The sequence below is a fragment of the Mesorhizobium sp. 8 genome, assembly GCF_006351905.1.
Taxonomy (GTDB): Bacteria; Pseudomonadota; Alphaproteobacteria; order Rhizobiales; family Rhizobiaceae; genus Mesorhizobium; species Mesorhizobium composti.
This window is the reverse complement of sequence record NZ_CP040914.1, coordinates 1,786,592-1,811,411: the sequence shown is the minus strand read 5'-3', so window position 1 is coordinate 1,811,411 and position 24,820 is coordinate 1,786,592. Positions and strand designations below refer to the sequence as shown.

At 66.7% G+C, this 24,820-nt stretch carries 29 protein-coding genes; 19 read left to right on the top strand and 10 right to left on the bottom strand.

Going from position 1 to position 24,820, the window contains the following annotated elements:
* Positions 1-147: 147 nt before the first annotated feature.
* The 8 genes from FGU64_RS08765 (at position 148) to ccoS (ending at position 7,356) form a co-directional block, all read left to right on the top strand.
* Positions 148-2,406 carry a cation-translocating P-type ATPase gene (locus FGU64_RS08765; protein WP_139952513.1) on the top strand — a complete coding sequence of 753 codons (2,259 nt, stop codon included), beginning with the start codon at positions 148-150 and terminating at the stop codon, positions 2,404-2,406.
* A gap of 184 nt (positions 2,407-2,590) precedes the next feature.
* Positions 2,591-4,258 carry a cytochrome-c oxidase, cbb3-type subunit I gene (ccoN, locus tag FGU64_RS08760; RefSeq protein WP_139952510.1) on the top strand — a complete coding sequence of 556 codons (1,668 nt, stop codon included), beginning with the start codon at positions 2,591-2,593 and terminating at the stop codon, positions 4,256-4,258.
* A gap of 2 nt (positions 4,259-4,260) precedes the next feature.
* Positions 4,261-5,001 carry a cytochrome-c oxidase, cbb3-type subunit II gene (ccoO, locus tag FGU64_RS08755; RefSeq protein ID WP_139952507.1) on the top strand — a complete coding sequence of 247 codons (741 nt, stop codon included), beginning with the start codon at positions 4,261-4,263 and terminating at the stop codon, positions 4,999-5,001.
* 4 nt (positions 5,002-5,005) lie between these two features.
* Entirely contained in the window at positions 5,006-5,215 is a 210-nt protein-coding gene (locus tag FGU64_RS08750) for a cbb3-type cytochrome c oxidase subunit 3 (RefSeq protein ID WP_139952504.1), read from the top strand.
* Between the two features lie 2 nt (positions 5,216-5,217).
* On the top strand, positions 5,218-6,096 hold the full coding sequence (ccoP, locus tag FGU64_RS08745; RefSeq protein WP_139952500.1) for a cytochrome-c oxidase, cbb3-type subunit III: 879 nt from the start codon (positions 5,218-5,220) through the stop codon (positions 6,094-6,096).
* On the top strand, positions 6,093-6,305 hold the full coding sequence (locus tag FGU64_RS08740) for a hypothetical protein (protein ID WP_139952496.1): 213 nt from the start codon (positions 6,093-6,095) through the stop codon (positions 6,303-6,305). Before ccoP ends, FGU64_RS08740 begins: the two co-directional genes overlap by 4 nt.
* Positions 6,306-6,318: 13 nt before the next feature.
* Positions 6,319-7,101, top strand: a complete 783-nt coding sequence (locus tag FGU64_RS08735) for a DUF2189 domain-containing protein (RefSeq protein ID WP_139952492.1) — start codon at positions 6,319-6,321, stop codon at positions 7,099-7,101.
* 57 nt (positions 7,102-7,158) lie between these two features.
* Entirely contained in the window at positions 7,159-7,356 is a 198-nt protein-coding gene (gene ccoS / locus FGU64_RS08730) for a cbb3-type cytochrome oxidase assembly protein CcoS (protein WP_139952489.1), read from the top strand.
* Here ccoS and FGU64_RS08725 read toward each other — a convergent pair.
* On the bottom strand, positions 7,331-7,579 hold the full coding sequence (locus tag FGU64_RS08725) for a DUF6522 family protein (protein ID WP_139952486.1): 249 nt from the start codon (positions 7,577-7,579) through the stop codon (positions 7,331-7,333). The two genes, ccoS and FGU64_RS08725, sit on opposite strands and share 26 nt — an antisense overlap.
* A 141-nt stretch (positions 7,580-7,720) precedes the next feature.
* On the opposite strand from FGU64_RS08725, the gene FGU64_RS08720 reads away from it, so the two are divergent.
* The 7 genes from FGU64_RS08720 to FGU64_RS08690 are packed head-to-tail and all read left to right on the top strand — an operon-like array spanning position 7,721 to position 12,326.
* A complete protein-coding gene (locus FGU64_RS08720; RefSeq protein WP_139952484.1) occupies positions 7,721-9,064 on the top strand; it encodes a hypothetical protein in 1,344 nt (447 codons plus the stop codon).
* 19 nt (positions 9,065-9,083) lie between these two features.
* The gene (locus FGU64_RS08715; protein ID WP_139952481.1) at positions 9,084-9,605 is read left to right on the top strand and encodes a DUF2249 domain-containing protein; all 522 of its coding nucleotides are present in this window, start codon (positions 9,084-9,086) and stop codon (positions 9,603-9,605) included.
* Entirely contained in the window at positions 9,602-9,949 is a 348-nt protein-coding gene (locus tag FGU64_RS08710) for a metal-sulfur cluster assembly factor (RefSeq protein ID WP_139952478.1), read from the top strand. Before FGU64_RS08715 ends, FGU64_RS08710 begins: the two co-directional genes overlap by 4 nt.
* Positions 9,946-10,404, top strand: coding sequence for a group III truncated hemoglobin (locus tag FGU64_RS08705; protein WP_139952475.1), 459 nt, complete (start codon positions 9,946-9,948; stop codon positions 10,402-10,404). Before FGU64_RS08710 ends, FGU64_RS08705 begins: the two co-directional genes overlap by 4 nt.
* 16 nt (positions 10,405-10,420) lie before the next feature.
* Positions 10,421-10,873: an Rrf2 family transcriptional regulator gene (locus FGU64_RS08700; RefSeq protein WP_136356184.1), complete on the top strand. Its 453-nt coding sequence runs from the start codon at positions 10,421-10,423 to the stop codon at positions 10,871-10,873.
* A gap of 1 nt (position 10,874) precedes the next feature.
* A complete protein-coding gene (locus FGU64_RS08695; protein ID WP_139952472.1) occupies positions 10,875-12,080 on the top strand; it encodes an NnrS family protein in 1,206 nt (401 codons plus the stop codon).
* Positions 12,081-12,107: 27 nt separating this feature from the next.
* Complete coding sequence (locus FGU64_RS08690; RefSeq protein ID WP_139952469.1) at positions 12,108-12,326, top strand: hypothetical protein; 219 nt, start codon at positions 12,108-12,110, stop codon at positions 12,324-12,326.
* Here FGU64_RS08690 and cydB read toward each other — a convergent pair.
* Positions 12,320-13,333, bottom strand: coding sequence for a cytochrome d ubiquinol oxidase subunit II (gene cydB, locus FGU64_RS08685; protein ID WP_139952466.1), 1,014 nt, complete (start codon positions 13,331-13,333; stop codon positions 12,320-12,322). The genes FGU64_RS08690 and cydB overlap by 7 nt on opposite strands.
* The gene (locus FGU64_RS08680; protein ID WP_139952463.1) at positions 13,330-14,730 is read right to left on the bottom strand and encodes a cytochrome ubiquinol oxidase subunit I; all 1,401 of its coding nucleotides are present in this window, start codon (positions 14,728-14,730) and stop codon (positions 13,330-13,332) included. Before FGU64_RS08680 ends, cydB begins: the two co-directional genes overlap by 4 nt.
* A gap of 327 nt (positions 14,731-15,057) precedes the next feature.
* Here FGU64_RS08680 and FGU64_RS08675 point away from each other — a divergent pair, with 327 nt between their 5' ends.
* Positions 15,058-15,717 (top strand): phosphoribosyltransferase family protein, encoded by a 660-nt coding sequence (locus FGU64_RS08675; RefSeq protein WP_139952460.1) that lies wholly within the window; start codon positions 15,058-15,060, stop codon positions 15,715-15,717.
* Between the two features lie 25 nt (positions 15,718-15,742).
* A complete protein-coding gene (locus FGU64_RS08670) occupies positions 15,743-16,186 on the top strand; it encodes a pyridoxamine 5'-phosphate oxidase family protein (RefSeq protein ID WP_139952457.1) in 444 nt (147 codons plus the stop codon).
* 7 nt (positions 16,187-16,193) lie between these two features.
* Here the strand turns inward: FGU64_RS08670 and hpaH are convergent, their stop codons facing one another.
* Genes hpaH through FGU64_RS08645 form a run of 5 tightly spaced genes read right to left on the bottom strand, consistent with a single transcriptional unit; the run spans position 16,194 to position 20,812 of the window.
* The gene (gene hpaH, locus FGU64_RS08665; RefSeq protein ID WP_139952454.1) at positions 16,194-16,994 is read right to left on the bottom strand and encodes a 2-oxo-hept-4-ene-1,7-dioate hydratase; all 801 of its coding nucleotides are present in this window, start codon (positions 16,992-16,994) and stop codon (positions 16,194-16,196) included.
* On the bottom strand, positions 16,991-17,863 hold the full coding sequence (locus FGU64_RS08660) for a fumarylacetoacetate hydrolase family protein (RefSeq protein WP_139952452.1): 873 nt from the start codon (positions 17,861-17,863) through the stop codon (positions 16,991-16,993). Before FGU64_RS08660 ends, hpaH begins: the two co-directional genes overlap by 4 nt.
* A 13-nt stretch (positions 17,864-17,876) precedes the next feature.
* Positions 17,877-18,857 (bottom strand): 3,4-dihydroxyphenylacetate 2,3-dioxygenase, encoded by a 981-nt coding sequence (gene hpaD, locus FGU64_RS08655; protein WP_139952449.1) that lies wholly within the window; start codon positions 18,855-18,857, stop codon positions 17,877-17,879.
* A gap of 39 nt (positions 18,858-18,896) precedes the next feature.
* Positions 18,897-20,414 (bottom strand): 5-carboxymethyl-2-hydroxymuconate semialdehyde dehydrogenase, encoded by a 1,518-nt coding sequence (gene hpaE, locus FGU64_RS08650; RefSeq protein WP_139952446.1) that lies wholly within the window; start codon positions 20,412-20,414, stop codon positions 18,897-18,899.
* 11 nt (positions 20,415-20,425) lie between these two features.
* Positions 20,426-20,812, bottom strand: a complete 387-nt coding sequence (locus tag FGU64_RS08645; RefSeq protein WP_139952442.1) for a 5-carboxymethyl-2-hydroxymuconate Delta-isomerase — start codon at positions 20,810-20,812, stop codon at positions 20,426-20,428.
* A gap of 221 nt (positions 20,813-21,033) precedes the next feature.
* On the opposite strand from FGU64_RS08645, the gene hpaR reads away from it, so the two are divergent.
* Positions 21,034-21,438 carry a homoprotocatechuate degradation operon regulator HpaR gene (gene hpaR / locus FGU64_RS08640; protein ID WP_246671333.1) on the top strand — a complete coding sequence of 135 codons (405 nt, stop codon included), beginning with the start codon at positions 21,034-21,036 and terminating at the stop codon, positions 21,436-21,438.
* A 187-nt stretch (positions 21,439-21,625) separates the two neighbouring features.
* Here the strand turns inward: hpaR and FGU64_RS08635 are convergent, their stop codons facing one another.
* A complete protein-coding gene (locus FGU64_RS08635; protein ID WP_139952436.1) occupies positions 21,626-22,135 on the bottom strand; it encodes a flavin reductase in 510 nt (169 codons plus the stop codon).
* Between the two features lie 11 nt (positions 22,136-22,146).
* The gene (locus FGU64_RS08630; protein WP_139952433.1) at positions 22,147-23,691 is read right to left on the bottom strand and encodes a 4-hydroxyphenylacetate 3-hydroxylase N-terminal domain-containing protein; all 1,545 of its coding nucleotides are present in this window, start codon (positions 23,689-23,691) and stop codon (positions 22,147-22,149) included.
* A 93-nt stretch (positions 23,692-23,784) separates the two neighbouring features.
* On the opposite strand from FGU64_RS08630, the gene FGU64_RS08625 reads away from it, so the two are divergent.
* The gene (locus FGU64_RS08625; protein WP_139952430.1) at positions 23,785-24,663 is read left to right on the top strand and encodes a helix-turn-helix domain-containing protein; all 879 of its coding nucleotides are present in this window, start codon (positions 23,785-23,787) and stop codon (positions 24,661-24,663) included.
* Positions 24,664-24,820: the final 157 nt, after the last annotated feature.

The window sequence follows — 24,820 nt, the reverse complement described above, 5'->3', positions numbered from 1 at the left end:
TGTGCGACGCCAGTTTGATCTGGATCAAAGAGGCGATGCCCGCCTGCGGCTAAAGGGGGACGAAACCACCTTCGATTCACGGGAATCGCAAAGGGAGGCGGCGCGGCAGGCAGAGGCCTGGCGTCGTCGTCAGCAACGGAGTGGCCCATGAGCTGCTGCGCGCCGGGAACCGAAGCGGCGCTCGACATTGAGGGAACGTCACCGTCGGCGCGCGAGATCGCACTTTGCGCGCGCGCCCTCGGCGACGGTGCCTATCAGGTCGAACTCTCGGTCCCCACCGTCCATTGCGCCGCCTGCATCCGCACCGTCGAGCGGCGGCTGGCCGGGCTTGCCGGGGTGACGGCAGCGCGGGTCAATCTCTCGACCAAGCGTGTCAGCGTGCGCTGGCGAGGCGAGACGCCGCCGCCGATCGCCGAGGCGCTGGCCGACATCGGCTACCCGGCGCATCTGTTCGATGAGGGGGCGGCGCAAAGGGACGGCACCTTGTCCTCGCTCATCGTCGCCACGGCCGTGGCGGGCTTCGCCGCCTCCAATATCATGCTGTTGTCGGTGTCGGTGTGGTCGGGCGCCGATGCCTCCATGCGCGACATCTTCCACTGGATATCGGCCTTCATCGCCCTGCCGGCGCTGATCTTTTCCGGCCGCGTCTACTACCGCTCGGCCTGGAACGCGCTCCGCCACGGCCGCATGAACATGGACGTGCCGATCGCCATCGGCGTGACGCTCGCCTATGCGATGAGCCTCTACGAGACGATCAATCACGGCGAGCACGCCTATTTCGATGCGTCCGTGACGCTGCTGTTCTTCCTTCTGATCGGCCGCACGCTCGACCATGTCATGCGCAACCGTGCGCGCGCGGCGGTGCTCGGCCTGTCGCGGCTGGCGCCGCAGGGCGCCGTGGTACTCGACGCCGACGGCACACGCAGCTATCGGCCGGTCGCCGAAATCGTTCCGGGAAGCCGCCTGCTGGTCGCCGCCGGCGAGCGTATTCCGGTGGACTCGGCCGTCGTTGCCGGCACCTCCGACCTCGACTACTCGCTGGTCAGCGGCGAGGGCGCGCCGCAACCGGTCGGCGACGGCGACGAGGTGCGCGCCGGCACGCTCAACCTGACCGGGCCGCTGACGCTGGTGGCGCTGAGGGCCGCCAGCGATTCCTTCCTCGCCGAGATGACACGCCTGATGGAGGCGGCCGAGGGCGGCCGCGCCCGCTACCGGCGCATCGCCGAGCGCGTGTCGTCGCTCTACGCGCCGGTCGTCCACCTGACGGCGCTGGCGACCTTCCTCGGCTGGATGGCGGTGGACGGCGACTGGCGCAAGGCGATGACCATTGCCATCGCCGTTCTCATCATAACCTGCCCCTGCGCGCTCGGCCTTGCCGTGCCGATCGTGCAGGTGGTGGCGGCGCGCCGGCTGTTCGAGAACGGCATCATGGTCAAGGACGGCGGCGCGATGGAGCGGCTGGACGAGATCGACACGGTCGTCTTCGACAAGACCGGCACGCTGACGCTCGGCCGGCCGCGCCTCGTCAACCGGGCGGCGATTTCGCCCCACCTGCTGGAGATCGCGGCCGGGCTCGCCGCCGGCTCGCGCCATCCCGTCTCGCAAGCCATCGCCGCGGCGTCGTCGCGGACGGCCACTCTGGACGACGTGCGCGAAATTCCCGGCTGCGGGCTGGAAGGCCGGCGCGGCGGCGAAATCTGGCGGCTGGGCCGTGCCGAATGGGCGCTGGCCGGCGGCGGAGACAGCGAGGGGACGGTGCTTGCGCTGGACGGCAGGCTGAAGGCCGTCTTCGAAACGGAAGACGAATTGCGGCCGGGTGCTGCGGCGACGGCGGCCATGCTGCGCGCGGCGGGCAAGGCGCTGGCGATCCTGTCGGGCGACAGCGCGCGCAACTGCCGGCCCGTCGCCGAGCGTGTCGGGATCGGCGATGTCCGCGCCGGCCTGCTGCCGGCCGGCAAGGTCGCCCGCATCGGCGAACTGGCGGGACAGGGGCACAAGGTGCTGATGGTCGGCGACGGGCTGAACGACGCTCCGGCGCTGGCGGCCGCGCATGTCTCGATGGCGCCGGCGACCGCCGCCGATATCGGCCGCAACGCCGCCGATTTCGTCTTCCTGCGCGAGAGCCTGGAAGCGGTGCCGCTGGCTATCGGCGTGGCGCGCCGCGCCGGCCAGTTGATCCGTCAGAACATCGCGCTGGCCATCGTCTACAACCTGATCGCCGTGCCGATCGCCATACTGGGCTACGTCACGCCGCTCATCGCGGCTGCCGCCATGTCCGGTTCGTCGCTGCTGGTGATCGCCAATGCGCTGCGGCTGAACACGAGGCGGGCGGGCGTTCGCAAGGGTGCGGCCACAGCTTCCGTGCGGCATGCGGCCGAATGTCCGGCGCCGCTGCGATTGACATGAGATATGATGAAAATGGTATTTAGAATGTATCTTTTAGCAACGGAAACGCTCCGCGCCGCCGGGTCCGCGGCCCGCCTGCGGCTGGACAAACAGTCGCTGCCGGGTATCGTTTCCGTTGAATCCGCGTCGATGCCACTGCCCGGCATCGGCCTGCAAGCTGCCTGACGGACCGAGGGGAACGCCAATGGTCAGATTTGTTTCGGGATTGACGGTCACGGAGCGGCAGGTCGCCCTTGTGGTGCTGCTGGCCCTTTCGCTGATCGGCCTGGCGATGGCCGCGGCCGGGCGTGGCGACCCGATGGGCGCGCAGGGCTTCATCGTCATGATTTTCTCCGTCGGCCTCGGCTTCGCTGTGATGTCGGGCTATTACGCGCCCGAGCCGGACGAGAGCCGGCTCTCGCGCTACTACGACGACCCGACCAAGGTCGGCGTCGTACTCACCATGATCTGGGCGGTCATCGGCATGGCCGTCGGCGTATGGGTAGCGGCACTGCTTGCCTGGCCGGACCTGACCTTCGATGCCGCCTGGGCGAGCTTCGGGCGGCTCAGGCCCGTGCATACGTCCGGCGTCATCTTCGGCTTCGGCGGCAACGCGCTGATCGCCACCTCCTTCCACGTCCTGCAGCGCACGTCTCGGGCGCGCCTGCCGGACCAGTTCACGCCGTGGTTCGTGCTGATCGGCTACAACCTGTTCTGCATCGTGGCGGCCAGCGGCTACCTGATGGGCGTCACCCAGTCGAAGGAATATGCCGAGCCGGAATGGTACGCCGATATCTGGCTGGTCATCGTTTGGGTGGCCTATTTCCTGCTCTACCTGCGCACGCTGGCGCGCCGCAAGGAGCCGCATATCTACGTCGCCAACTGGTACTACATGGCCTTCATCCTGGTCGTGGCGGTGCTCCACATCGTCAACAACCTGGCCGTGCCGGTCTCCTTCGCGCATGCCAAGAGCTATTCGCTGTTCTCCGGCGTGCAGGACGCGATGACGGAGTGGTGGTACGGCCATAACGCGGTCGCCTTCTTCCTCACTTCCGGCTTCCTCGGCATGATGTACTACTACCTGCCGAAGCGGGCGGGGCGGCCGATCTTCTCCTACCGGCTGTCGATCATCTCGTTCTGGGGCATCACCTTCCTCTACATGTGGGCGGGTTCGCACCACCTGCACTACACGGCACTGCCGCAATGGGTGCAGACGCTCGGCATGACCTTCTCGATCATGCTCCTGGTGCCGTCCTGGGCTTCGGCGGGCAACGCGCTGGCGACGCTGAACGGCGCCTGGCACAAGGTGCGCGACGATGCCACGCTGCGCTTCATGATGGTGGCGGCGGTGTTCTACGGCCTGTCCACCTTCGAGGGCTCGTTCATGGCGATCCGGCCGGTCAACTCGCTCTCCCACTATACCGACTGGACCGTCGGGCACGTCCATGCGGGTGCGCTGGGCTGGGTGGCGATGATCACCTTCGGCTCGATCTACGCGCTGGTGCCGTGGATGTGGAAGCGCCAGGCGATGTATTCGTCGAGGCTGGTCGAGGTCCACTTCTGGTTGGCGCTGGCGGGCACCATCGTCTACGTCTTCGCCATGTGGAACTCGGGCATCATCCAGGGCCTGATGTGGCGCACCTACAATGACGGCGGCACGCTCGCCTATTCCTTCATCGACTCGATGGTGGCGATGCACCCCTACTACATCGCGCGTGCCTTCGGCGGCCTGCTGTTCCTGTCGGGTGCGGTGGTGGGAACCTACAATGTGTGGATGACGATCCGCGCCGCCCATGCCGAGGCGGCGGCGGGCGAGACGGGTGCCGACGTGCCAATCGCGGCCGGCAGTGGCGCCATGCAGGCGGGAGAATAATCATGCCGGAATTCTTCCACCGCAAGATCGAGCGTAACGCCATCGGCTTCGTCGTCGCCATCGTCGCCGTGGCGTCGATCGGCGGCCTGGTCGAGATCGCGCCGCTGTTCACCATCCACCAGACGGTCGAGGAGGCGCCCGACATGCGTGTCTATACGCCGCTGGAGCTGGCGGGCCGCAACATCTACATCCGCGAGGGCTGCTATGCCTGCCATTCGCAGATGATCCGCACGCTGCGCGACGAGGTCGAGCGCTACGGGCCGTATTCGCTGGCGGTCGAATCCAAATACGACCACCCGATGCTGTGGGGCTCGAAGCGCACCGGGCCGGACCTTGCCCGCATCGGCGACAAGTATTCCGACGCCTGGCATGTGCGCCATCTCATCAACCCGCGCGACGTGGTGCCGGAATCAGTCATGCCCAAATACGGCTGGCTGGCGCGCAACGACTTGCGCATAGACGATCTCGGCGCGCATCTGACAGCACAGCAGGATGTCGGCGTGCCCTATACGCAGGAGATGGTCGACAACGCCACGCGCGACGCCTACGGCCAGGCGACGCCCGATACCGATGCCGCTTCGGGCGTCAGCGAGCGCTATGGCGCCGCAACGCAGGTCCGGGCCTTCGACGGCGATCCCGCCCGCGTCACCGAGATGGATGCGCTGGTCGCCTACCTGCAGATCCTCGGCCGTTTGACCGAGGCGCCCTACAAGCAGTCGGCGGCGGCAGAGGCAGGGGAGTAGCGCCATGGAGATCGCCCACGACGCCGTCGTCGCCTTTTCCAAGAGCTGGGGGCTGTTCTACCTCGTCGGCTTTTCGCTGTGCGTGGTCGCCTATGCCTACTGGCCCGGCAACCGCAAGGCTTTCACCCACGCCAAGATGAGCGTGCTCGACGATGATGACAGGCCGCTTGGGGACAGGCCCCTTGGGGGCAAGTCACTGGGGCCGGAGGCATGACGATGAATCTCGGCAAGCAAGACCCCGTCACCGGACGCGTGACCACCGGCCATGAATGGAACGGCATCGAGGAACTGGAGACGCCGATTCCGAGGGTCGTTTTCTTCTTCCTCGGCGCGGCTTTCCTGGTTTCCGTCATCTGCTGGTTCCTCTATCCGACCTGGCCGCTGATCTGGACCTACAGCAAGGGCCTGCTCGGCATCGACCAGCGCGTGACCGTGACCGAGCAGGTCGAACGGGCCACGGAAGCGCGTTCTGTCTGGACGGCGCAGGTGCTGGACAAGTCCTATGCCGACATCGAGGCCGATCCGGCGCTGATGCACTTGGTGACGGAAACCGGCCGCACGCTGTTCGTTGACAAGTGCGCCGCCTGTCATGGCGTCAACGCCACCGGCGGGCCGGGCTTCCCCGACCTCGCGGCCAAGGCGTGGCTGTGGGGCGGCGAGCCGGAAGCGATCGAGGAGACGATCCGCGTCGGCATCAATTCCACCAACGACGACACCCGCACCTCACAGATGATGGCTTTCGGCCGCGACGGCATCTTGCCGGCCGATGAGGTCGCGGACGTGGTCGCCTATGTGCGCTCGCTGTCCGGCCTCCAGCCGGCCGATGGCGACGCGGCGCGCCTCGACAAGGGCAGGCAAGTGTTCGCTGACAACTGCGTCGCCTGCCACGGCGAGGACGCCAAGGGCAACAAAGACGTCGGCGCGCCCGACCTCACCGACGCCAACTGGCTCTATGGCAGCGACGTGCAGAGCGTCTTCTCTACCGTCTATTCCGGGCGGCAGGGTCACATGCCGAACTGGGGCGCCAAGCTATCGCCGCTCGATATCAAGATCCTGACGCTCTACGTCCATACGCTCAAGGGAGCGGAAAATTGAGCGCCGGTCTGGCAGGAGGTGCTGCGCCCGTCCGCCGCAACTGGCGGCTGATCGCGATTTCCATCGCGGCGGCGGTCATGGCGGTCTTCGTCGCCGCCAACGCGCATTTCATCTATGTCGCCTTCACCTCGCAGCCGGATTGCGTGCCGCATGCGAAGGCAGCGGGGATGGCAAGCGGCGCCTTGCGCGCGGCGGATTCGGCATGTTGAAGGGGAGGCGGTCATGACGCATGTCGAGCAAAGCGAGAGGATCGTTCCGCTGGCCGAGCAGCGCCGGCGCCATCTGCCGTGGACGGCGGCGTTCGACTGGCTCGGCGCCGGCTGGCGCGACCTGCTCGACCGGCCGGGGCCGAGCCTGGCCTATGGGGTCGCGGTTTTCCTCGTCTCTCTGGTGATCGTGTGGGGGCTGTTTGCGTTCGGGCTGGACTACATCCTGTTCCCCGCGCTCGCCGGCTTCATGGTGATGGGGCCGCTGATCGCCATCGGCCTCTATGCGAAAAGCCAGGCCATCGAGGCGGGCAGGCCGTTCAGCCTGTCCAGCATGCTGTTCGTCAAAGCGAAAGCGGGCGGGCAGGTGCTGTTCATCGGCGTCATCCTGACGCTGCTGATGTTGTTGTGGATGCGTGCGGCCGTCATCGTCTATGCGCTGTTCTTCGGCCTGCGGCCCTTCCCGGGGCTCGACCATGTGGCGCAGATGCTGTTCACCACGCCGACCGGCTGGGCGATGCTTCTGGTCGGCTCGGTCGTCGGCGGGCTGTTCGCGGCCTTCTCCTTCGCCATCAGCACCTTCTCGGTGCCGATGCTGCTCGACCAGGATGTCGACGCCTTCACGGCCATGGGCACGTCCATCTCGATGGTGTTCCGCAACCTGCCGGTGATGATCGCCTGGGGCGTCATCGTCCTGGTGCTTTCCCTTCTCGGCGTCGTGACCGGTCTGCTCGGGCTGATCGTCGTCTTTCCACTGCTCGGCCATGCGACATGGCACAGCTACAAGGCGATTAAGTGAGCGCCTTGCCCTGCGCGGCTTGCTTGCGAGGCCGCGCCTTGCCCTGCGCGGCGTGAGATGAGCAGCCTCGTCTTCCTGATCCCGATCGCGCTGCTTCTGGGGGCGGCGGCGCTCGGCGCCTTCCTGTGGTCGCTGAAAAGCGGCCAGTACGAGGATCTCGACGGGGCGGCCGAACGTATCCTGATCGACGACGAGGAGGGCGAGGGGCGGCGGGAATCCGATCCTGACCTCAGAGATCGAGGCGCTCCTCGCTGACGAGGTTGTTCCCGGCATCGACGATGGCGCGCCAGACCGAGCGGCCGTTGCGCACTGTCAGCCGTCGCAGTCCTTCGTCGTCGCCGATGCCGATCTCGACCTGGCTGGTGATCTGGCCGAGGCGCATGCGGCGGCGCAGTTCCCGCTCGTCCAGCGCCAGCTTCGCACCGAGCAAAACGGGGTCGAGGAGGAAGTCTCCCTGCTCGTCACATGCCAGTATCATCGGGCTCTTTGATCCATCGCAACGTTGCGACAAGGCGCCTTTAAACATAGATTGACAATATATCTTTTGGCTGAAAAGGTCCATCCGGAATTGGATGGATCGCGCGATGAAGGACGTCATGCAAGAGCAGGGGAGGCGATCGTGAACGGCGCCGCGCTCTCGCGCTGGACGATGGCGTATTTCGCCGCCGCGTTCGGCTTCCTGATCGTCGCCGAGGCGCTGATGGCATGCGGCTACGGCTTTCCCGCCGTGGCGGTCGAGGCGCCCGAGACGCTGGTGCTGGTGCATGTCACGGCGATCGGCTGGCTCAGCCTTCTGATGTGCGGAGCGCTGTTCCAGTTCGTTCCTGTGCTGGTCGGCCAACCCTTGCAGGGGCGGTGCCTGGTTCTCCCGGCGTTGCTTTGCCTGCTTGCCGGGCTCGCCTGCCTGCTGGCCGGCTTCCTGTCCCTGTCGGGGGTCGTCGAGATCGGCTTTCCCGTGCTCGGCTGCGCCGCGGTGCTGCTCGCGGCCGGGTTCGGTCTGGTGGCGACGGCGCTCGCGCGTACGCTGTGGAGCGCCCGGCGCACCGGCCTGCCGATGCCGGCGCGTTTCGTCGCCGTCGGCCTCGCCTGCCTCGCGGCGGCTGTGCTGCTCGGCGCGGTCTTCGCGCTGACCTTCGCCGGCCTGCTGCCGACGACCGATGTGGCGGGATGGGGCCTGCCGGCGCACGCCGTCGCCGGTTTCGGCGGCTGGCTGACCTTCACCGCCGTCGGCGTCAGCTACCGGCTGCTGCCGATGTTCATGCTGGCGCCGGAGACGGAGCGGGCGACGACGCGGCTTGCCTGGTGGAGCGGCAGCGTCGCCCTTTTCCTGGCGATCTTCGTCGCTCCGGCCGAACGCGCCTTATCCGGCTCGGATGCATCCCTCGTAGTCGCCGGACTGCTCGGCTGCGTTGCGCTGGCATGCTACGGCGCCGACCTCCTTTTCTTCTATCGCCGCCGCAAGCGGCGGGCGATCGAGTTGAACAGCCGCTCGGCGGTCGGTGCCTTCGCCTGCCTCTACCTGATGGCCATCCTGGCCGTCGCGATGACCGTCATGGGCGAGGCCGTCCACCATCTTGGCGTGCTGGTTTTCCTCGCCGCCTACGGTTGGCTGGGCGGGCTCGGCCTGTCGCAGCTCTACAAGATCGTGCCGTTCCTTACCTGGCTGGAATGCTACGGCCCGGTGATGGGCCGCAAGCCGACGCCCAGGGTGCAGGACCTCGTCGTCGAGCGCCGCGACGGGCCGTGGTTCATCCTCTACTTCGCCGCCGTCCTGGGCGGCATGGCGGCTCTTCTGACCGGCAGGCCAGACCTGTTCAGGCTGGCGGCGGTGGCGATGCTGGCCGCGACGGCGGCCATCGGCCTGGAACTGGTGCTGGCGCGCCGGCTGTTCAACGTCGCGCGGGAGAAGCGCCTGCCGGAGGGCACGGTGCGTCCGCATCTGTTCTTCGCCGCGCAACGCTGAGACGACCAAGGAGATCGACATGAGCGCATCCTATCTGGACCTCGACGTCCGCCCCATCCTGCGTGACGGCAGCGAACCGTTCAGCGCCATCATGGAAGCGGTCGGCGCGCTGGCACCTGGCCAGAGCCTGCGCCTGCTGGCGACCTTCAAGCCGCTGCCGCTGTTCCAGGTGCTCGGCGCGCGCGGCTTCGAGGCGGCGGCGCGCGAGATCGGCGGCGGCGACTGGGAGGTTATCTTCACGCCGGTCGGCGCGGCGGCACCTGAGCCGGAAGCCGTCGCCACCGCCGACGATCCGCGCGGCTGGCCCCGGCCCGACGTGGAACTCGACAACCGCGACCTCGATCCGCCCGAACCGATGACGCGCACGCTGGAGGGCATCGAGGCATTGGCGCCCGGTCAGACGCTTGCAGCACTTCTGCCGCGCGAACCGCTGTTCCTGTTCAACGAATTGCGCGCACGCGGCCATTCGTGGCATGGCTCGACGGAACCGGAAGGGCATTATCGCATCGTCATCCGCCGCGGCGGGCAGGCGCCGTCATGAGCGGGCAGGCGGCGACGACGCCGACAGGGGCGCTGGCGGAAGCTGTCCGCCGGGCGCTCGGCATGGTCATCGACCCGGAACTCGGCGAGAACGTCGTCGACCTCGGGCTGATCTACGACGTCGCGATCGCCGACGGCGGCGTGGCGCTGATCCAGATGACGACGACGACGCGCGGCTGTCCCGCGTCCGGCTACCTCGAGGAGGCGGTGCGGGAGGCGGCGCGGGGCGTTCCCGCCATCAGCCGCGTCGAGGTGTTCATGACCTATGAGCCGAAATGGACGCCCGACATGATGAACGACGAGGCGCGGCGCAACCTCGGATTGACCGGCAGGAGAAGACTATGAACGTGGTAGACAAGCGGGTGATCGTCGTTGACGGCGTGCCGCTTCCCAGCATGCTGGACGAGCGGATGGTCCGCGACGTCGTGTACGGCTTCTATGACAAGATCCGGGCCGACGAACTGCTCGGCCCGATCTTCAACGGTGCGATCGCTGACGAGGAATGGCCGCATCATCTGGCCAAGATGTGCGACTTCTGGTCGGCGACGCTTTTGCGCACCTCGCGCTACCAGGGCCGGCCGCTGCCGCCGCACCTTGCCCTGCCGGGCATCGGCGAGGAGCATTTCCGGCGCTGGCTGACGCTGTTCAAGGCGACCGTCGAACAGCTTTGTCCGCCGCCGGTGGCGGCGCTGTTCTTCGAGCGGGCGCTGCGCATCGCCCACAGTTTCCGGCTCGCCATCGCCTTCAATCGGGGCGAGGATACGATGGACGTGCGGCCGATCCTGGCCGAGTCCCTGTAGAGCGGAGCCCGGTTCGATGCGGCTGACCAATTTTTCCGACTATGCGCTGCGCATGCTGATGTACGCCGCCTCGGCGGGCGACCGGCTCATCACCATCGAGGAGGCGGCGCGCGTCTTCGGCGTGTCGAAGACGCATCTCAACAAGGTGGCGAACACGCTGACGCGCGCCGGATTCCTGAAATCGGTGCGCGGCCGCTCCGGCGGGCTGACGCTCGGGCGGGCGCCGCAGGATATCTGCATCGGCGACGTCATCCGTCTGACGGAACCGGACTTCGCGCTGGTCGAATGTTTCGCCACCGGCAACCAGTGCGTGATTACCCAGCGCTGCAAGCTGCCGCGCATGCTGAACGACGCCATGGCCTCCTTCCACGCCACGCTGGACCGCTACACGCTGGCGGATATCGCGCTGATGCCGCGCGATTTCGGTTCGCGCGTGCCGCCGCAGCACCTCGAACAGGCGGCGCCGTGACATGGCTATCCCGCGCACCCGGCCGGGCAATTATCCGGCGGTTCTCTCCTATGGTTTCAGGCCGTTCTTCCTGCTGGCCTCGTTGCAGGCGGGCGGCGCCATCCTGTTCTGGCTGCCGCTGTTCTACGGCGACCTCGATACGCAAAGCGCCTTCGCGCCAGTGGACTGGCATATCCATGAGATGCTGTTCGGCTACCTGACGGCGGTCGTCACCGGCTTCCTGCTCACTGCCATCCCCAACTGGACCGGCCGCCTGCCGGTGCAGGGCACGCCGCTGCTTTTGCTGGTGCTGTTGTGGCTGGCCGGACGGATGGCCGTGTTCTTCTCCGGCTCCTTGGGCTGGCTGCCGGCCGCCGTCGTCGACTGCGCCTTCTTGTTGGCTGTGGCTGCAGCCGCCGCCATCGAGATCGTCGCCGGGCGCAACTGGCGTAACTTGAAGGTGCTGGCGCCGGTCAGCGTGCTGTTCGCCGCCAATGTCGTCTTTCATGTCGAGGCGCATGCGCTCGGTGCGTCCGATCTCGCCCGCCGCCTCGGCATCGGCGCTGCCATCGTGCTCATCATGGTGATCGGCGGGCGCATCATCCCGAGCTTCACGCGCAACTGGCTGGCGCGCGAGAATCCGGGCCGGCTGCCCACGCCCTTCGGCCGCTTCGATGCGGTGGCGATCACCATCTCGGCGCTGGCGCTGGCGGCGTGGGCTTTCGTGCCGGAGCGGACCGGCACCGGGGTCGTGCTGGTGGCGGCAGCAACGTTCAACGCCGCCCGGCTCGCCCGCTGGGCCGGATACCGCACCACGCGCGACCCGCTGGTTCTGGTGCTGCATGTCGCTTATGCCTTCGTGCCGCTCGGGCTGCTGCTTGCCGGTTGCGCCGCGCTGGCGCCGGACAGCGTGCCGGAGGCGGCCGCCGTCCATGCCTTCGGTGTCGGCGCCATCGGTTCGATGACGCTGGCGGTGATGACGCGCGCCACGCTCGGCCATACCGGCCGCGACCTGAAGGCGAGCGGCGGCACGGTGGCTATCTACGCCTGCGTCGTGCTTGCCGCGCTGTTGCGCATCCTTGCCGCCTTCGATCCCGGACGAGACATGCTCATCCATGCCTCGGCAGGGCTTTGGGCGGCGGCGTTCCTCGGCTACGCTGCGCTTTACGGCGGCATGCTGGTCAGCCCGAAGCTGAAGGCCCGCCAGCCGAACCGCGCCCCGGCGTGAACGGATCAAATCGTGGAGATGGGGACGATGACCTCGCACCAGCCTGTCGAAAACCACATCGAGGCAATCGCGCGGGAGGCCTACGACCGCTGCCATCCGGACGATACGTTCGAGGCGCTGAAACATCGCGCGACGTTCTCGAAGGAGGATAGCGGCCTGCTGGGGCAATGGCTCGCCTTCGCCCGCGACAAGGCCGGCGTGGCCGCCGGCATCGAGGAAGACGGCTTCGGTCCCCAGCCTCAATGATAACCGATGTCGGCGCGCACCTTGCCGCGGAACACCCAGTAGGACCAGCCCGTATACATGAGGATGACGGGCAGCAGGAACAGCGTGCCGACGGCCAGGAAGGCCTGCGTGTTGTCGGCCGAGGCGGCTTCCCACAGCGTGTAGCGGTGCGGCACGATCATCGGCCACAGGCTGATGGCGATGCCGAGGTAGGAGAGCAGGAACAGGCCGATGGCGGCGACGAAGGGGAGGGCCTCCGCCTTGCTGTTCAGCGCGCGCCATTCCACCAGCGCCAGCAGCGCCGTCACGATCGGGACCGGCGCGAGATAAAGGATGTTCGGCCAGGTGAACCAGCGCGCGGCGATGTCGGCGTCCATCACCGGCGTCCAGATGCTGACGATGGCGACGGCAGCCAGCACGCCGACGAAGCACCACTTGCCCAGCCGCCTTGCCCAGTCCTGCAACGCGCCTTCGGTCTTGAGGATCAGCCAGCCGGCGCCGAGCAGGCCGTAGCCGGCGATCAGCGCCAGCCCGGTCAGGATGGAGAAGGGGGTGAGGAAATCCCATGACGAGCCGGCGAAATGGCGTCCGTCCACCTCGAAGCCCTGGATGAAGGCGCCCAGCACCAGCCCTTGCGCGAAGGTGGCGATGGTCGAGCCCCAGGCGAAGCCGTGGTCCCAGAAGGTCTTGTGGGCGGCGTCGCGGAAGCGGAACTCGAAGGCGACGCCGCGGAAGACCAGCGCCAGGAGCATGACCAGGATCGGGAAATAGACGGCCGGGATGATGATGGCGAAGGCGAGCGGGAAGGCCGCCAGCAGCGCCAGTCCGCCCAGCACGAGCCATGTCTCGTTGCCGTCCCAGATCGGCGCGATGGAATTCATGACCATGTTGCGCGAATCCGTGTCCGGAGCGAAGCCGAACAGGATGCCGACGCCGAGGTCGAAGCCGTCGAGCACGACGTAGAAGCAGACGCCGAGGCCGAGGATGAGCGTCCACAGCGGCACGAAGTCGAGAGCCAGCGGGGTCATGACCGGTTCGCTCCTTCTTCGCGCGGCAGCGCCCTGACCGGCAGGCCTGGCCGGCCGCTCTCGATCTCTTCGATTTCGTCGTCCGCTTCGTCCGGTCCCTTCCTGACGAAGCGCGCCATGATGAAGAGGCCGGCGGGAAAGATGACCAGATAGGCGACCATGTAGCCGGCCAGCGAAATCAGCACGTCGGTGCCGGTCAGCGATGGCGAGACGGAATCGGCGGTCCTCAGCAGGCCGTAGACGGTCCATGGCTGGCGGCCGACTTCGGTCGTCGTCCAGCCGGCGAGCACTGCGACGAAACCCAGCGGCGCGATCCACTGGCAGGCGCGCAGATACCAGCCTGTGGTGAACAGCGTGCCCTTCCAGCGCAGCCACCAGCTCGCCGCCACCATCACCAGCATCAGCACGCCGATGCCGACCATGATGCGGAAGGAGAAGAAGGGGATGGCCACCGGCGGGCGCTGGTCGCGCGGGAAGTCCTTCAGCCCGCGGATCTCGCCGTTGATGTCGTGCGCGAGGATGAGGCTGCCCAGCAGCGGCACCTGGATGACGTAGCGGTTCGTCTCGTTCTCTTCGTCGGGGATGGCGAAGAGGTTGAGCGGCGCGCGGCTTTCGGTGTCCCAGTGCGCCTCGATGGCGGCGAGCTTGGCCGGCTGGTAGTGAAGCGTGTTGAGGCCGTGCAGGTCGCCGAGCAGGATCTGCGCCGGCACCAGCACGGTGAGCAGCCACAGCGTCATCGACAGCATGCGCGAGCCCTCGGCGACGAAGCGGCCGCGGCGGATCAGCCAGGCGGCGACGCCGACGACCACGAAGGCGGTGGTGACGTAGAAGCCGACGACGGTGTGGCCGAGCCGGTAAGGGAAGGAGGGATTGAAGACAATCTCCATCCAGTTCCGCGGGAAGAAACGGCCGTCGATCAGGTCGTAGCCGGCCGGCGTCTGCATCCAGCTGTTGGCCGACAGGATCCAGAAGGAGGAGAGCAGCGTGCCGAAGGCCACCATCAGCGCGGCGACGAAGTGCGCCCAGCGCGGCACCAGCTTGCGGCCGAACAGGAGCACGCCGAGGAAGGCCGCTTCGAGGAAGAAGGCGGTCAGCCCCTCATAGGCGAACAGCGGCGAAAGCACATTGGCGGTGGCGTCGGAATAGCGGCTCCAGTTGGTGCCGAACTGGAAGGGCATGACGATGCCGGAGACGACGCCCATGCCGAAGGACACGGAGAAGATCTTGATCCAGAAGGAGGATATGCGCAGGTAGATGTCGCGCCCTGTGAAGAAGTTCAGCCCTTCCAGCACGGCGATGTAGGAGGCCAGCCCCACGGTGAAGGCCGGCAGCAATATATGCCAGGCGATCACCCATGCGAATTGCAGACGCGACAGAAGAAGCGGATCGAGTTCCATGGCTTGGTCCCGATGCTGATCGTACGGCGAAACGTCGGCGACGAAGATAGCGCTATCGGAATATTGGGCAAGTCGCCTGGCGCGCCCCTTGTGTCGCGCGGCGTTCCGCCACGGTGGGTGCGACAACGGCGCATCGGGCCTCGCGCAGGAGCTTGATCCGCATCAAGTTGGCGGAGGGCCGGGTGCGATAATCTTGGACGAAAGCGTGCCGTTGCAGGCGGAGACTTTGCGGCGCGATGGAGCGGACCGGCCCGCATCGCGTTGAGAGGCAGGGCGTGCCGGCATCTGCCTCGTCGCTTTGCAGGCGGCGCGCCGACGGAGTGAGCCATGTTCGAGGATCGCAGGGAGGCCGGCCGGAAACTCGCCGCCGCGCTTGCGAAGTTGAACCTGCGCGATCCGGTCGCGCTGGCGCTGCCGCGCGGCGGTGTGCCGGTGGCGGCCGAGGTCGCCGGAGTGCTGGCGGCACCGCTCGATCTGGTGATCGTGCGCAAGGTCGGCGTTCCCGGCAATGCGGAACTGGCTGCCGCGGCGATCGTCGATGGCGAGCCGCCCGATATCGTGCTCAACCGCGAGGTGATCGAAGCCTGCCGGCTGAGCGACGACAGTCTGGCCGCGCTGGTGGCGCGCGAGCGACCGGAGCTTGCGCGTCGGCGCGCCGTCTATCTCGGCAACCGCCGGCCCGTTCCGGTCGCAGGCAAGACCGCAATCCTGATCGATGACGGCGCAGCGACGGGAACCTCCATGAAGGTGGCGATCCGCGCGCTCAAACGCCGCTCAGTCGCCGCCGTGGTCGCCGCGTTGCCGGTGGCGCCCGCCGCCACGGTGGATGATCTGCGACGGGAAGCCGATGTGGTCGTATGCCTGTCCAGCCCGGCGCATTTCCACGCGCTGGGCGATTTCTACCACGATTTCGGGCAGTTGAGTGACGCGGATGTGCTGGCGGCAATGAAGGCCGCCGGGCATCCCCGCGCGAAGCCCGGATCATGACTGTCCACAAGCCAAGGAGGGTGTCATGCAGATCAGGACCATGTCGAGGCTGGAGTGCACGAAGGTGCTGGATGAGCATCGGCTGTGTCGGATCGCCTGCGCCAGGGACGATCGGCCCTATGTCGTGCCGCTCTATTTCGTCCGCGACGACGGCTATCTCTACGCCTTTTCGATGCCGGGCCAGAAGATCGACTTCATGCGCGCCAATCCGCTCGTCTCGGTGGTGGTCGAGGAGCACGGCCCGAACCGGCAGTGGAAGAGCGTCGTGGTCGAGGGGCGCTACGAGGAACTGCCGGACCGGATCGGCTTCAAGCAGCAGCGCGAACGCGCCTGGTCGCTGCTCAGCCACTATCCGGACTGGTGGGAGCCGGGCGCGCTGAAACCGGTCCTGCCGCCGGTTTCCGACCATTCGCCGCACATCTTCTTCCGCATCCTCGTCGACCAGGTGTCGGGCCGGGCGGCGGAGTAGACCGAGGCTATGCGAAGTTGATGGAGACCTTGCCGTGCGGGCCGAAATCGGCGGCGATGCGGTCGCCGGGGCGCGTTTCGACGGGGCGCACGAAGGAGCCGGACAGCACCACTTCGCCGGCGCCGATCTCCATGCCGTAGGTGTGCAGGCGTTCCGCCAGCCAGACGATGCCGCGCGCCGGGTGGTCGAGCACGCCGGCGCCGAGTCCGGTCTCCTCGACCTCGCCGTTGCGGGTGACGATGGCGCCCATCCAGCGCAGGTCGGTCTCGCGCGCGCCGAGCCTGCGGCCGCCGGTGACAAGGCCAGCATTGGCGGCGTTGTCGGAAATGGTGTCGAAGAATGTGCGGATCTTGCCGGTTTCCCTGTTCATCCGCTCGATGCGGGTGTCGAGGATTTCCAGTGAAGGCGTCACGTAGTCGGTGGCGTCGAGCACGTCGTCGATCGACACGTCCGGCCCCTTCAGCGGCGCTTTCATGACGAAAGCGATCTCGGCTTCGACGCGCGGCTGGATGAAGCGACCGGCGGGCACCGTGCCGCCGTCGGCGAACACCATGTCGTCGAACAGGATGCCGGAATCCGGGATGTCGATGTTGAGCGCAGATTGCATGGCCTTCGAGGTCAGGCCGATCTTCCAGCCGATGCGCTTCAGCCCGCTCGCCTGCTTGCGCTTCACGAGGGCGGCCTGGACGGCATAGGCGTCATCCATGGTGGCGCCGGGGAAGTCGAGGCTGAGCAGGCGGATCTGCTTGCGCTCGCGCTCGGCTTCGAACAGGCGGTGCGCAGCGTCCTCGATCTGGTCGGGGCTCATGCCGTTGCCTCATCCATCACGCCGTTCCTCAACACGCCGATCCCGTCGGCCTCGACCTCGACGACGTCGCCCGGTTTCAGCCAGACCGGCGGGTCCAGCCGGGCGCCGGCGCCGGTCGGCGTGCCGGTGACGATGACGTCGCCCGGAACCAGCGTGGTGAAGGTGGAGACGTAGGCGATGATCTTGCGGAAGGAGAAGATCATGCGGCCGGTGCGGTCCTGCTGGCGGACTTCGCCGTTGACGCGCGTGGTGAGCTTGATGTCGGCGATCTGCGTCTCGTCGGCGAACGGCACCAGCCAGGGGCCTATTGCGCCGGTTCGGTCGAAGTTCTTGCCCTGGGTCACGTTGAACTTGGCGTGCCGGACCCAGTCGCGGATGGTGCCTTCGTTGCACAGCGAAAGGGCTGCGATGTGGCCGAGCGCATCCTTCTCGGCGATGCGCCGGCCGGGCTTGCCGATGACGATGACGATCTCGCCCTCATAGTCCAGTTGCGGCGACTCCGGCGGGCGCACGAGGTTTTGTCCATGGCCGACGAAGGAGCGCGGGAAGCGGATGAACAGCGACGGATTGGATTGCGCTGACTGTCCGTCCTTGTACTCCTCGTTGCGGTCGGGGAAGTTGACGCCGACGCAGATGATCTTTTCCGGCGCCGGCACCGGGATTTCGTAGGCGATGTCGGCCTCAGCGAAGTCCGGAGACAAGGCGGCGGCTTCCTCACCGAGGCGAACGAGCGCGCCAGCCTCGATCACCTCGCGCAACGTTGGCCATTTCGCGCCGTGACGGGCCGACAAGTCGACCACGCCCTTTTCGGTGACGGCGCCGTAGCGGGTCCGGCCGACGGCGGTGAAGGTGGCGAGGCGTAGGGTCATGCTGCCACTCCGCTCACGGCGCGACGATCGGCGTTGCGGCGAGGTCGGACGCGCGTGGTTCCACGCCTGCAAACACACTGCCTTCCTCGAACCAGCTTCGCGGCGCCGGCGCACCCCACAGCGTCTGGCGCTGCGGGTCCTTCAGGTCCCAGCGGATCGGTTCGAGGTCGGGATCGACGGTTTGGTAGTCCGAGCAGTAGATCTCGATGCGGTGGCCGTCCGGATCGCGGATGTAGAGGAAGAAGGCATTGGAGATGCCGTGGCGGCCGGGACCGCGCTCGATGTTGGAAATGTAGCCGGTGGTCGCCATCAGATCGAGCAGGTCGATGATGTTGAGCGGTGTCGGCACCCAGAAGGCGACATGGTGCAGGCGCGGGCCCTTGCCGTTGGTGAAGGCCATGTCGTGCACGCCGCCCTTGCGGTGCAGCCAGGCCGCCCACAGCCGCTTCGTCGCCTCGTCCTCGGTGTATTCCGTCACGCGGAAGCCGATCTCGGCGTAGAAGGCCGCCGACTCGTCGACATTGGGCGAGAAGCAGTTGAAGTGGTCGATGCGCAGCGGCTTCACGCCATGGTAGAGCGCGTATTTCTGGTGGATCGGCGGCAGGCGGTCCATCTTCGAATAGAATTCCAGCGGGATGCCGTGCGGGTCGCGCGTGCGGAAGGTGCGCGACTGGTAGGGCCGTTCGACCCATTCCAGCGGCAGGTCCTTCGCCTTGAAGAAGGCTTCGGCTCGGTCGAGGTCTTCTTCCGAATAGACCTTGAAGCCGAGGTCGCGCGCTTCAGCCTTGTCCCCCTTCTTCAGGACGATGCAATGATGGCCGCGCTCCTCCAGCGCCCGCAGATAGATGGCGTCCTTCGTCTCGTCGGTCACCTGAAGGCCCAGCGTGTCGACGTAGAAGGCGCGGCTCCTGGCGAGATCGGTGACGATCAGTTCGACATGGGAGAGCCGCACGATGTTGAAGGGCGGGTAGAGATTGTGTTTCGGCAGCGGCATGGTTCCTCCCTCGAAATCCCTAGCAACTCAGGTGCGGCGTCAGCCGCCGAGCTTGGCGATGGCGTGCGCCCCGGTAGCGAAGGCGATGTTCTTCGTCTCCATGTAGAAGTCGAAGGACCAGTCGCCGCCGTCGCGGCCGATGCCGGAATTCTTCACCCCGCCGAACGGCGTCGGCAGGTGGCGCACGTTCTCGGAGTTGACCCAGATCATGCCGGCTTCCAGCGCGTCGGTGAAGCGCAGCGCGCGCGTCACGTCGGCGGTCCACAGATAGCCGGTCAGGCCATAGGTCGTGTCGTTGGCGATCTCCAGCGCTTCGGCCTCGTCCTTGAAGGGAATAGCGGTCAGCACCGGCCCAAAAATCTCCTCGCGGGCGATGCGCATGGCGTTGTTGGCGCCGGTAAACAGCGTCGGCCCGACATAGCAGCCGCCGCCCGGACCCTGGACCTTCTCGCCGCCGGCGGCGACGGTGGCGCCCTCGGCCTTGCCGATGGAAATGTATTCGAGAACCTTCTTCTCGTGCACCGGATGGATCAGCGGGCCGACAACAGTGGCCGGGTCGAGCGGGTGGCCGACCTTGATGCGCCTGGCCTTTTCGGCCACCAGCGCGGTGAACTTGTCGTATACGGAAGCCTCGACCAGCAGGCGCGAGGAGGAGGTGCAGCGCTCGCCGTTCAGCGAATAGATCATGAAGACGGCGGCGTCGGCAGCGCGTTCCAGGTCGGCGTCGGCGAAGACGATCACCGGGTTCTTGCCGCCGAGTTCGAAATGCACGCGCTTCAGTGTTTCGGCGCCCTGCTTCATGATCATCGAGCCGGTGCGGCTCTCGCCGACGAAGCCGATCGCCTTGATGTCGGGATGCTCGGTCAGCGCCTTGCCGGCGTCCTCGCCCATGCCGTTGACGAGGTTCCACACGCCCTTGGGCAGGCCGGCCTCCTCGGCGATCTCGACCAGCAGGCGCGCGGTCAGCGGCGAGAACTCAGCCGGCTTGTGGACGACCGTGCAGCCGGCGGCGAGCGCCGGCGCGATTTTCCAGGTGGACAGCATGAAGGGCGTGTTCCACGGCGTGATGACGCCGACCGGGCCGATGGGCGCGCGCGTCGTCATGTTGACCTGGCCCGGTCCGTAGAGGGTGCGGCCGTCGCGCGCTGAGGGCGCGCGGTCGGCGTAGAAGCGGAAGTTCTCGGCGCCGCGAAGGGCTGCCTTGGCCATGAACTTCAGCGCCTGGCCGGTGTCCATGCACTCGACGAAGGCGATCTCCTCGGCGCGGGCGACGATGGCGTCGGCGATTTTGTGCAGCAGTTTCTTGCGCGAGTCGCCGGGCATCGCGGCCCAGTCGCGGAAGGCTGCCTTGGCGGCTCGCGCGGCGCGGTCGATGTCCTTGGGCTTGCCGTGCGCGACTTTCGCGATCGGCTTCAGGTCGATGGGCGAGATGGTCTCGAAGGTCGTGCCGTCGGATGCCGGCGCTGCTTCGCCGCCGATCTGGTTGAGCACGCCGTCCCTACGGAAGCGCTCGAGATAGGCTTCTGCCTTCTTCAGATTGTCGTCGAGTGCGGTCACGATGGCCTCCGTCACTTGTCCCGCAGGCGCGGGTGGATGGCGTTCTTCTTCCAGGAAAGCTCCGCGTCGATCTCGCGGATCTCCAGCGAAAGCGCGAAATGCGGCGTGGCGAAAAGGTTCGCCAGATGGTCGGTGACGGCTGCGAAGATCGCCTCGCCGGCGCGCTTCTTCTCCTCCGCGCTGCGGCCCTTGCCGATACGGAAGTTCATGTCGATGAAGCCGTTCTGAGGCAGGCGGTCGGCGATCGCATAAGCTTCGGCGCGGAAGGCGCGCACGCGCACCGCGCCGGGCTCGAACAGCCCGGTGTCGAGGATGGTACGGGAAACGAGCGTGCACAATTCGCCCATGTCGACCGAGGCGTCGAGATTGGCCGAATATTCGATCGTCATATGCGGCAAGGCTTCCTCCTCGCGGCATCGCTGCCGTTCTTAGTTAACGTGTGAATTACATCTTGACGCGCGACTGTCAAGGTTCTTCTCTCGTTAAGAGGATGGCGCGCGCAGGATTGCCGCTTGCGGCGCGTGTCGGATATAGCGTGTCCGGTATTCGGTTCCCTTTTGGGGACCATCATTGCCCGGAGGGAACCTTGCTACCGCCCAGCACACGTCGTTCGCTGCCGATGGCGCTGCTTCGCGCCCGCGAGGTCATCATGGCGCATTTCCGGCCGATGCTGGCGCGCCACGACATCACCGAGCAGCAGTGGCGGGTCCTGCGCATGCTGGCGGAGGCCGGGCCGCTGGAGGCGACCGAACTCGCCAACCAGGCTTCCATCCTGCCGCCCAGCCTGACGCGTATCATCAAGGCGATGGAGGAACGCAAGTTCATAACCCGCAGCCGCGTCAAGGACGACGGCCGCCGCACACGGCTCGCCATCAGCCCGGCCGGGCTGGCGCTGATCGAGGAACTGGCCCCGGAGCGCATCGCCATCTACGATGCCATCGAGCAGCGGTTCGGGGTGGAACAGCACGAAAAGCTGCTCGACATGCTGGACGGGCTGATCCAATCGCAGAATGGGGAGAACTGAGTTTCGCCCGGTCACGGCGACGCTGCCCCTCACCCTTACCCTCTCCCCGTCAAGGACGGGGAGAGGGGGGCGCCAACGTCGCCGCTTATCCCTTCTCCCCGTTTTCCACGGGGAGAAGGTGGCGGCAGCCGGATGAGGGGCGGCGCGAACGATACACCTTTGCGGTCCCTGCGATGCGACCTGCTCCTCACCCGCCGAATGAGCCCAGCGCGATTGGTTGCATGTAGTTACGGCCGACATAAAGCAGCGCCGCTTCCTCCGAGCCATGGCGAATATCCACCACCCGGCCGAACAGGACATTGTGCGTGCCGACCCGGTTCACCGCCTCGGTAACGCAGTCGAAGGAGACGATGGCGTCGGACAGCGCCGGCTGGCCGGACGCCATCACCTGCCAGCGGGCGGCGCCGTAGCGCTCGCCCATGTCCCTGACCGCCCCGGCGAATTTCGCTGCCAGATGCTGGTGCGCCTGCGTCAGCACGTTGACGCAGAAGCGGCGGTTGGCGAGGAACAGGCCGGTCTGCGCCGAACGTTCGTTCATGCACACAAGCAGCGTCGGCGGATCGTCCGAGACGGAACACATGGCGGTCGCCGTGAAGCCGCCGCGCCCGGACGGGCCGTCCGTGGTGACGATGTTGACCGGGGCACAGACCCTTGCCATGGCGTCCCGGAATTCCAGCCTGGAAACCTGCGCCTGCATGGCGGCCTCCCTCAGCGCTGGCCTTGCTCAAGCGGCGGCAGCCAGGTGTCGCCGGTCCAGCCGTGCTCGTCGTAGTCGGCCATGCAGGTGTCGACCAGCGCTTCCATCTCCTTCATGCGGCCGCCGCGCTCGGCGCCCTTCAGCACCTGCAGGCGCACCTCTTCCGGCGCGCCGGCATAGTTCAGCTCGTAGAGCGCGTGACGGCCGCCGAACTCGGTGCCGGTGGCGTCCCACAGGAGCTTCATGATCTTGATGCGCTCGACATGGCCCATGTCGTTGGAGCCGCGCACATATTGCGCCAGATAGCGGTCGATGTCGGGATTGGAGAAATCCTTCGCCGAGGAGGGCAGGTAGATCAGGCCTGAGGCGACCACCTTGCGCACCGTGTCGATGACACGCGGATAGGCTTCCGACATGAAGGTGCGGTAGGCGAGCGCCGATTCCAGGTTCGGCAGCACGGCGCCGTTCGCCCACGGGATCGGGTTGCGCGCCATGGCGTTGGAGAAACTCCAGAACATATGGCGCAGCGCGATGATCTCGCCCAGTGCCGCCTGGTTACCGCGGAAAGCGTCGCCGCCGGTGGCGCGCAATGCCTTGGCGAGCAGACCGGCGAGGAAATCCAGCTTCACGGAAAAGCGCGTGCAGCCCTGGAAGCAGTAGCCGTGCATGAAGCCCGAGGCCGGGTGGAACGACAGGATCTTCTGCGCATCGCGCAGAACCAGTACGTCCTCCCAGGGAATGAAGACGTTGTCGAGCACGAGGATGGCGTCGTTCTCGTCGAAGCGCGACGACAGCGGATAGTCGAACGGATGGCCGACGGTATTGGCGGTTTGCTCGTAGGAGACGCGGCAGAACATCTTTATGCCCGGCGCGTTCATCGGCACGATGAACATCACCGACAGCGACGGGTCTTCCGTCACGGTGGCCGAGCTTTGCGCCAGGAAATTGTAGTGGGTGAGCGCCGACGACGTCGCCACTACCTTAGCGCCGGACACCCAGATGCCGGCGTCGTTCTCCTTGGTGATGTGGACGAACACGTCCTTCACCTGCTCGGCCGGCTTGTGGCGGTCGATCGGCGGGTTGACGATGGCGTGGTTCATGAACAGGACCGCTTCCTGCGCCCGTTTGTGCCAGGCGCGGGCGTTGTCCTTGAACGGGCCGTACCAGTCGGCGTTGGCACCGAGCGTGTTCATTAGGGCGGCCTTGTAATCGGCGGTTCGGCCCATCCAGCCATAGGTCATGCGCGACCAGTGGCCGATCGCGCCCTGCTGGGCGACGAGATCGTCCACCGAATGGGCGACGCGGAAGTATTTGTGCGTGTAGCCGCCCGAGCCGGTATCGGTGGGCGCGGTCAGCACGTCCTGCTGGGCGGGGTCGTGCAGCGCGTCGTAGAGGCGGGCCAGCGAGCGCACGGCGTTGCGCATGGCCGGATGGGTGGTGACGTCGGCGATGCGCTCGCCGTTGATATAGACCTCGCGGCCGTCGCGCAGGCTTTCGAGATATTCGGCCCCGGTGAACGGGCGCCTAGTGTCGGCGCGAAAATCTTCCGATCGCATCGTGTTCCTCCCTGAACGGAGTGAAGAGTAGCGCCTGACGCCATGCTGGTTTATGGAGGAAAGGACAAAACCGCTTGGATTTTTTCGGGCGCCATGGATCGCGACGTCATTCCCGAGTTCTTCGTCTACGGCGTGCCCGCGCGCCGGTTTGCCGTCGGCTTCGTCCATGTCGAGACAGTTCGTCAGCGCGAAAGCATCCACCGGGGTCAGGTGGCGGCGCATCGGCATCCCCAGATGGCGCAGATCACCTTCTGGACCGGCGGTTCGGGTGTCTATGCCATTGAGGACGAGACATGGACTTTTTCGGCGCCGACGGTGAGCTTTGTGCCGGCCGGCATCGTCCACGGCTTCACCATAGAACCGGGAACGGACGCTATCGTCGTCTCGGTGGCGGAGGACGCGCTGGCGGCGATCTCCGGCCAGTCGCTGCTTGCGCTGGACCAACCCGTCTTCGTTTCCGGCCATGGCGAGGCGATGCTGTGGGGCAAGCTCGAACAGGCGGTGCGCGCGATCCAGTCGGAGTATCACGATGCTCTGCCCGGCATGGAGAAAATCCTGCCCTCCATGATCGCGGTGGCGCTGTCGGGCATCGCGCGGCTCGCCTCGGAACGGCAGACGATCGCGCTGCCGGTGCAGGTGGCGCTGGCGGGACGGCTGCGGCGGCTGATCGACCGGCATTTCCGCGACGACTGGCCGGTCGAGCGCTACGTCGCCGAACTCGGCAGTACGCGCCATCTGGTCGACAAGGCCGCGCGCGAGGTGCTGGGCGTCGGCGTCAGGCAGGCGGTCGGCGAGCGCCGGCTGGTCGAGGCCAAGCGGCTTCTGCTGTTCACCGTGCGCGCGGTGGAGGACATCGCCTACGATTGCGGCTTCAACGATCCGGCCTATTTCTCGCGCTTCTTCCGGCAGGCGACCGGCTCGTCGCCAGCGGCATGGAGGCGGCAGAATCTGGCGTTGCCGACGCGCGATTAGCAACGATGGCGCTGCCCCTCACCTGGCTGCCGCCATCCTCTCCCCGTGAACGGGGAGAGGAGAACTGCCTCTGCCTCACTGCCCGACGTGCAACGGGGGGAGGTTGGCGAAACCGGTGATGATGGAGCTCCTCGCCCCGTTTACGGGGAGAGGATGG

Coding starts and splice junctions, on each gene's coding strand:
- FGU64_RS08700 (WP_136356184.1), top strand. CDS start 10,421: ATGCGGCTGACCAATTTTTCCGACTATGCGCTGCGCATGCTGATGTAC.
- ccoS (WP_139952489.1), top strand. CDS start 7,159: ATGAGCAGCCTCGTCTTCCTGATCCCGATCGCGCTGCTTCTGGGGGCG.
- hpaR (WP_246671333.1), top strand. CDS start 21,034: ATGGCGCTGCTTCGCGCCCGCGAGGTCATCATGGCGCATTTCCGGCCG.
- ccoO (WP_139952507.1), top strand. CDS start 4,261: ATGCCGGAATTCTTCCACCGCAAGATCGAGCGTAACGCCATCGGCTTC.
- FGU64_RS08630 (WP_139952433.1), bottom strand. CDS start 23,691: ATGCGATCGGAAGATTTTCGCGCCGACACTAGGCGCCCGTTCACCGGG.
- FGU64_RS08710 (WP_139952478.1), top strand. CDS start 9,602: ATGAGCGGGCAGGCGGCGACGACGCCGACAGGGGCGCTGGCGGAAGCT.
- FGU64_RS08750 (WP_139952504.1), top strand. CDS start 5,006: ATGGAGATCGCCCACGACGCCGTCGTCGCCTTTTCCAAGAGCTGGGGG.
- FGU64_RS08670 (WP_139952457.1), top strand. CDS start 15,743: ATGCAGATCAGGACCATGTCGAGGCTGGAGTGCACGAAGGTGCTGGAT.
- FGU64_RS08735 (WP_139952492.1), top strand. CDS start 6,319: ATGACGCATGTCGAGCAAAGCGAGAGGATCGTTCCGCTGGCCGAGCAG.
- FGU64_RS08705 (WP_139952475.1), top strand. CDS start 9,946: ATGAACGTGGTAGACAAGCGGGTGATCGTCGTTGACGGCGTGCCGCTT.
- FGU64_RS08675 (WP_139952460.1), top strand. CDS start 15,058: ATGTTCGAGGATCGCAGGGAGGCCGGCCGGAAACTCGCCGCCGCGCTT.
- FGU64_RS08680 (WP_139952463.1), bottom strand. CDS start 14,730: ATGGAACTCGATCCGCTTCTTCTGTCGCGTCTGCAATTCGCATGGGTG.
- ccoP (WP_139952500.1), top strand. CDS start 5,218: ATGAATCTCGGCAAGCAAGACCCCGTCACCGGACGCGTGACCACCGGC.
- FGU64_RS08660 (WP_139952452.1), bottom strand. CDS start 17,863: ATGACCCTACGCCTCGCCACCTTCACCGCCGTCGGCCGGACCCGCTAC.
- FGU64_RS08725 (WP_139952486.1), bottom strand. CDS start 7,579: ATGATACTGGCATGTGACGAGCAGGGAGACTTCCTCCTCGACCCCGTT.
- FGU64_RS08765 (WP_139952513.1), top strand. CDS start 148: ATGAGCTGCTGCGCGCCGGGAACCGAAGCGGCGCTCGACATTGAGGGA.
- hpaH (WP_139952454.1), bottom strand. CDS start 16,994: ATGAGCCCCGACCAGATCGAGGACGCTGCGCACCGCCTGTTCGAAGCC.
- ccoN (WP_139952510.1), top strand. CDS start 2,591: ATGGTCAGATTTGTTTCGGGATTGACGGTCACGGAGCGGCAGGTCGCC.
- FGU64_RS08715 (WP_139952481.1), top strand. CDS start 9,084: ATGAGCGCATCCTATCTGGACCTCGACGTCCGCCCCATCCTGCGTGAC.
- FGU64_RS08625 (WP_139952430.1), top strand. CDS start 23,785: ATGGATCGCGACGTCATTCCCGAGTTCTTCGTCTACGGCGTGCCCGCG.
- FGU64_RS08635 (WP_139952436.1), bottom strand. CDS start 22,135: ATGCAGGCGCAGGTTTCCAGGCTGGAATTCCGGGACGCCATGGCAAGG.
- cydB (WP_139952466.1), bottom strand. CDS start 13,333: ATGACCCCGCTGGCTCTCGACTTCGTGCCGCTGTGGACGCTCATCCTC.
- hpaD (WP_139952449.1), bottom strand. CDS start 18,857: ATGCCGCTGCCGAAACACAATCTCTACCCGCCCTTCAACATCGTGCGG.
- FGU64_RS08690 (WP_139952469.1), top strand. CDS start 12,108: ATGACCTCGCACCAGCCTGTCGAAAACCACATCGAGGCAATCGCGCGG.
- FGU64_RS08695 (WP_139952472.1), top strand. CDS start 10,875: ATGGCTATCCCGCGCACCCGGCCGGGCAATTATCCGGCGGTTCTCTCC.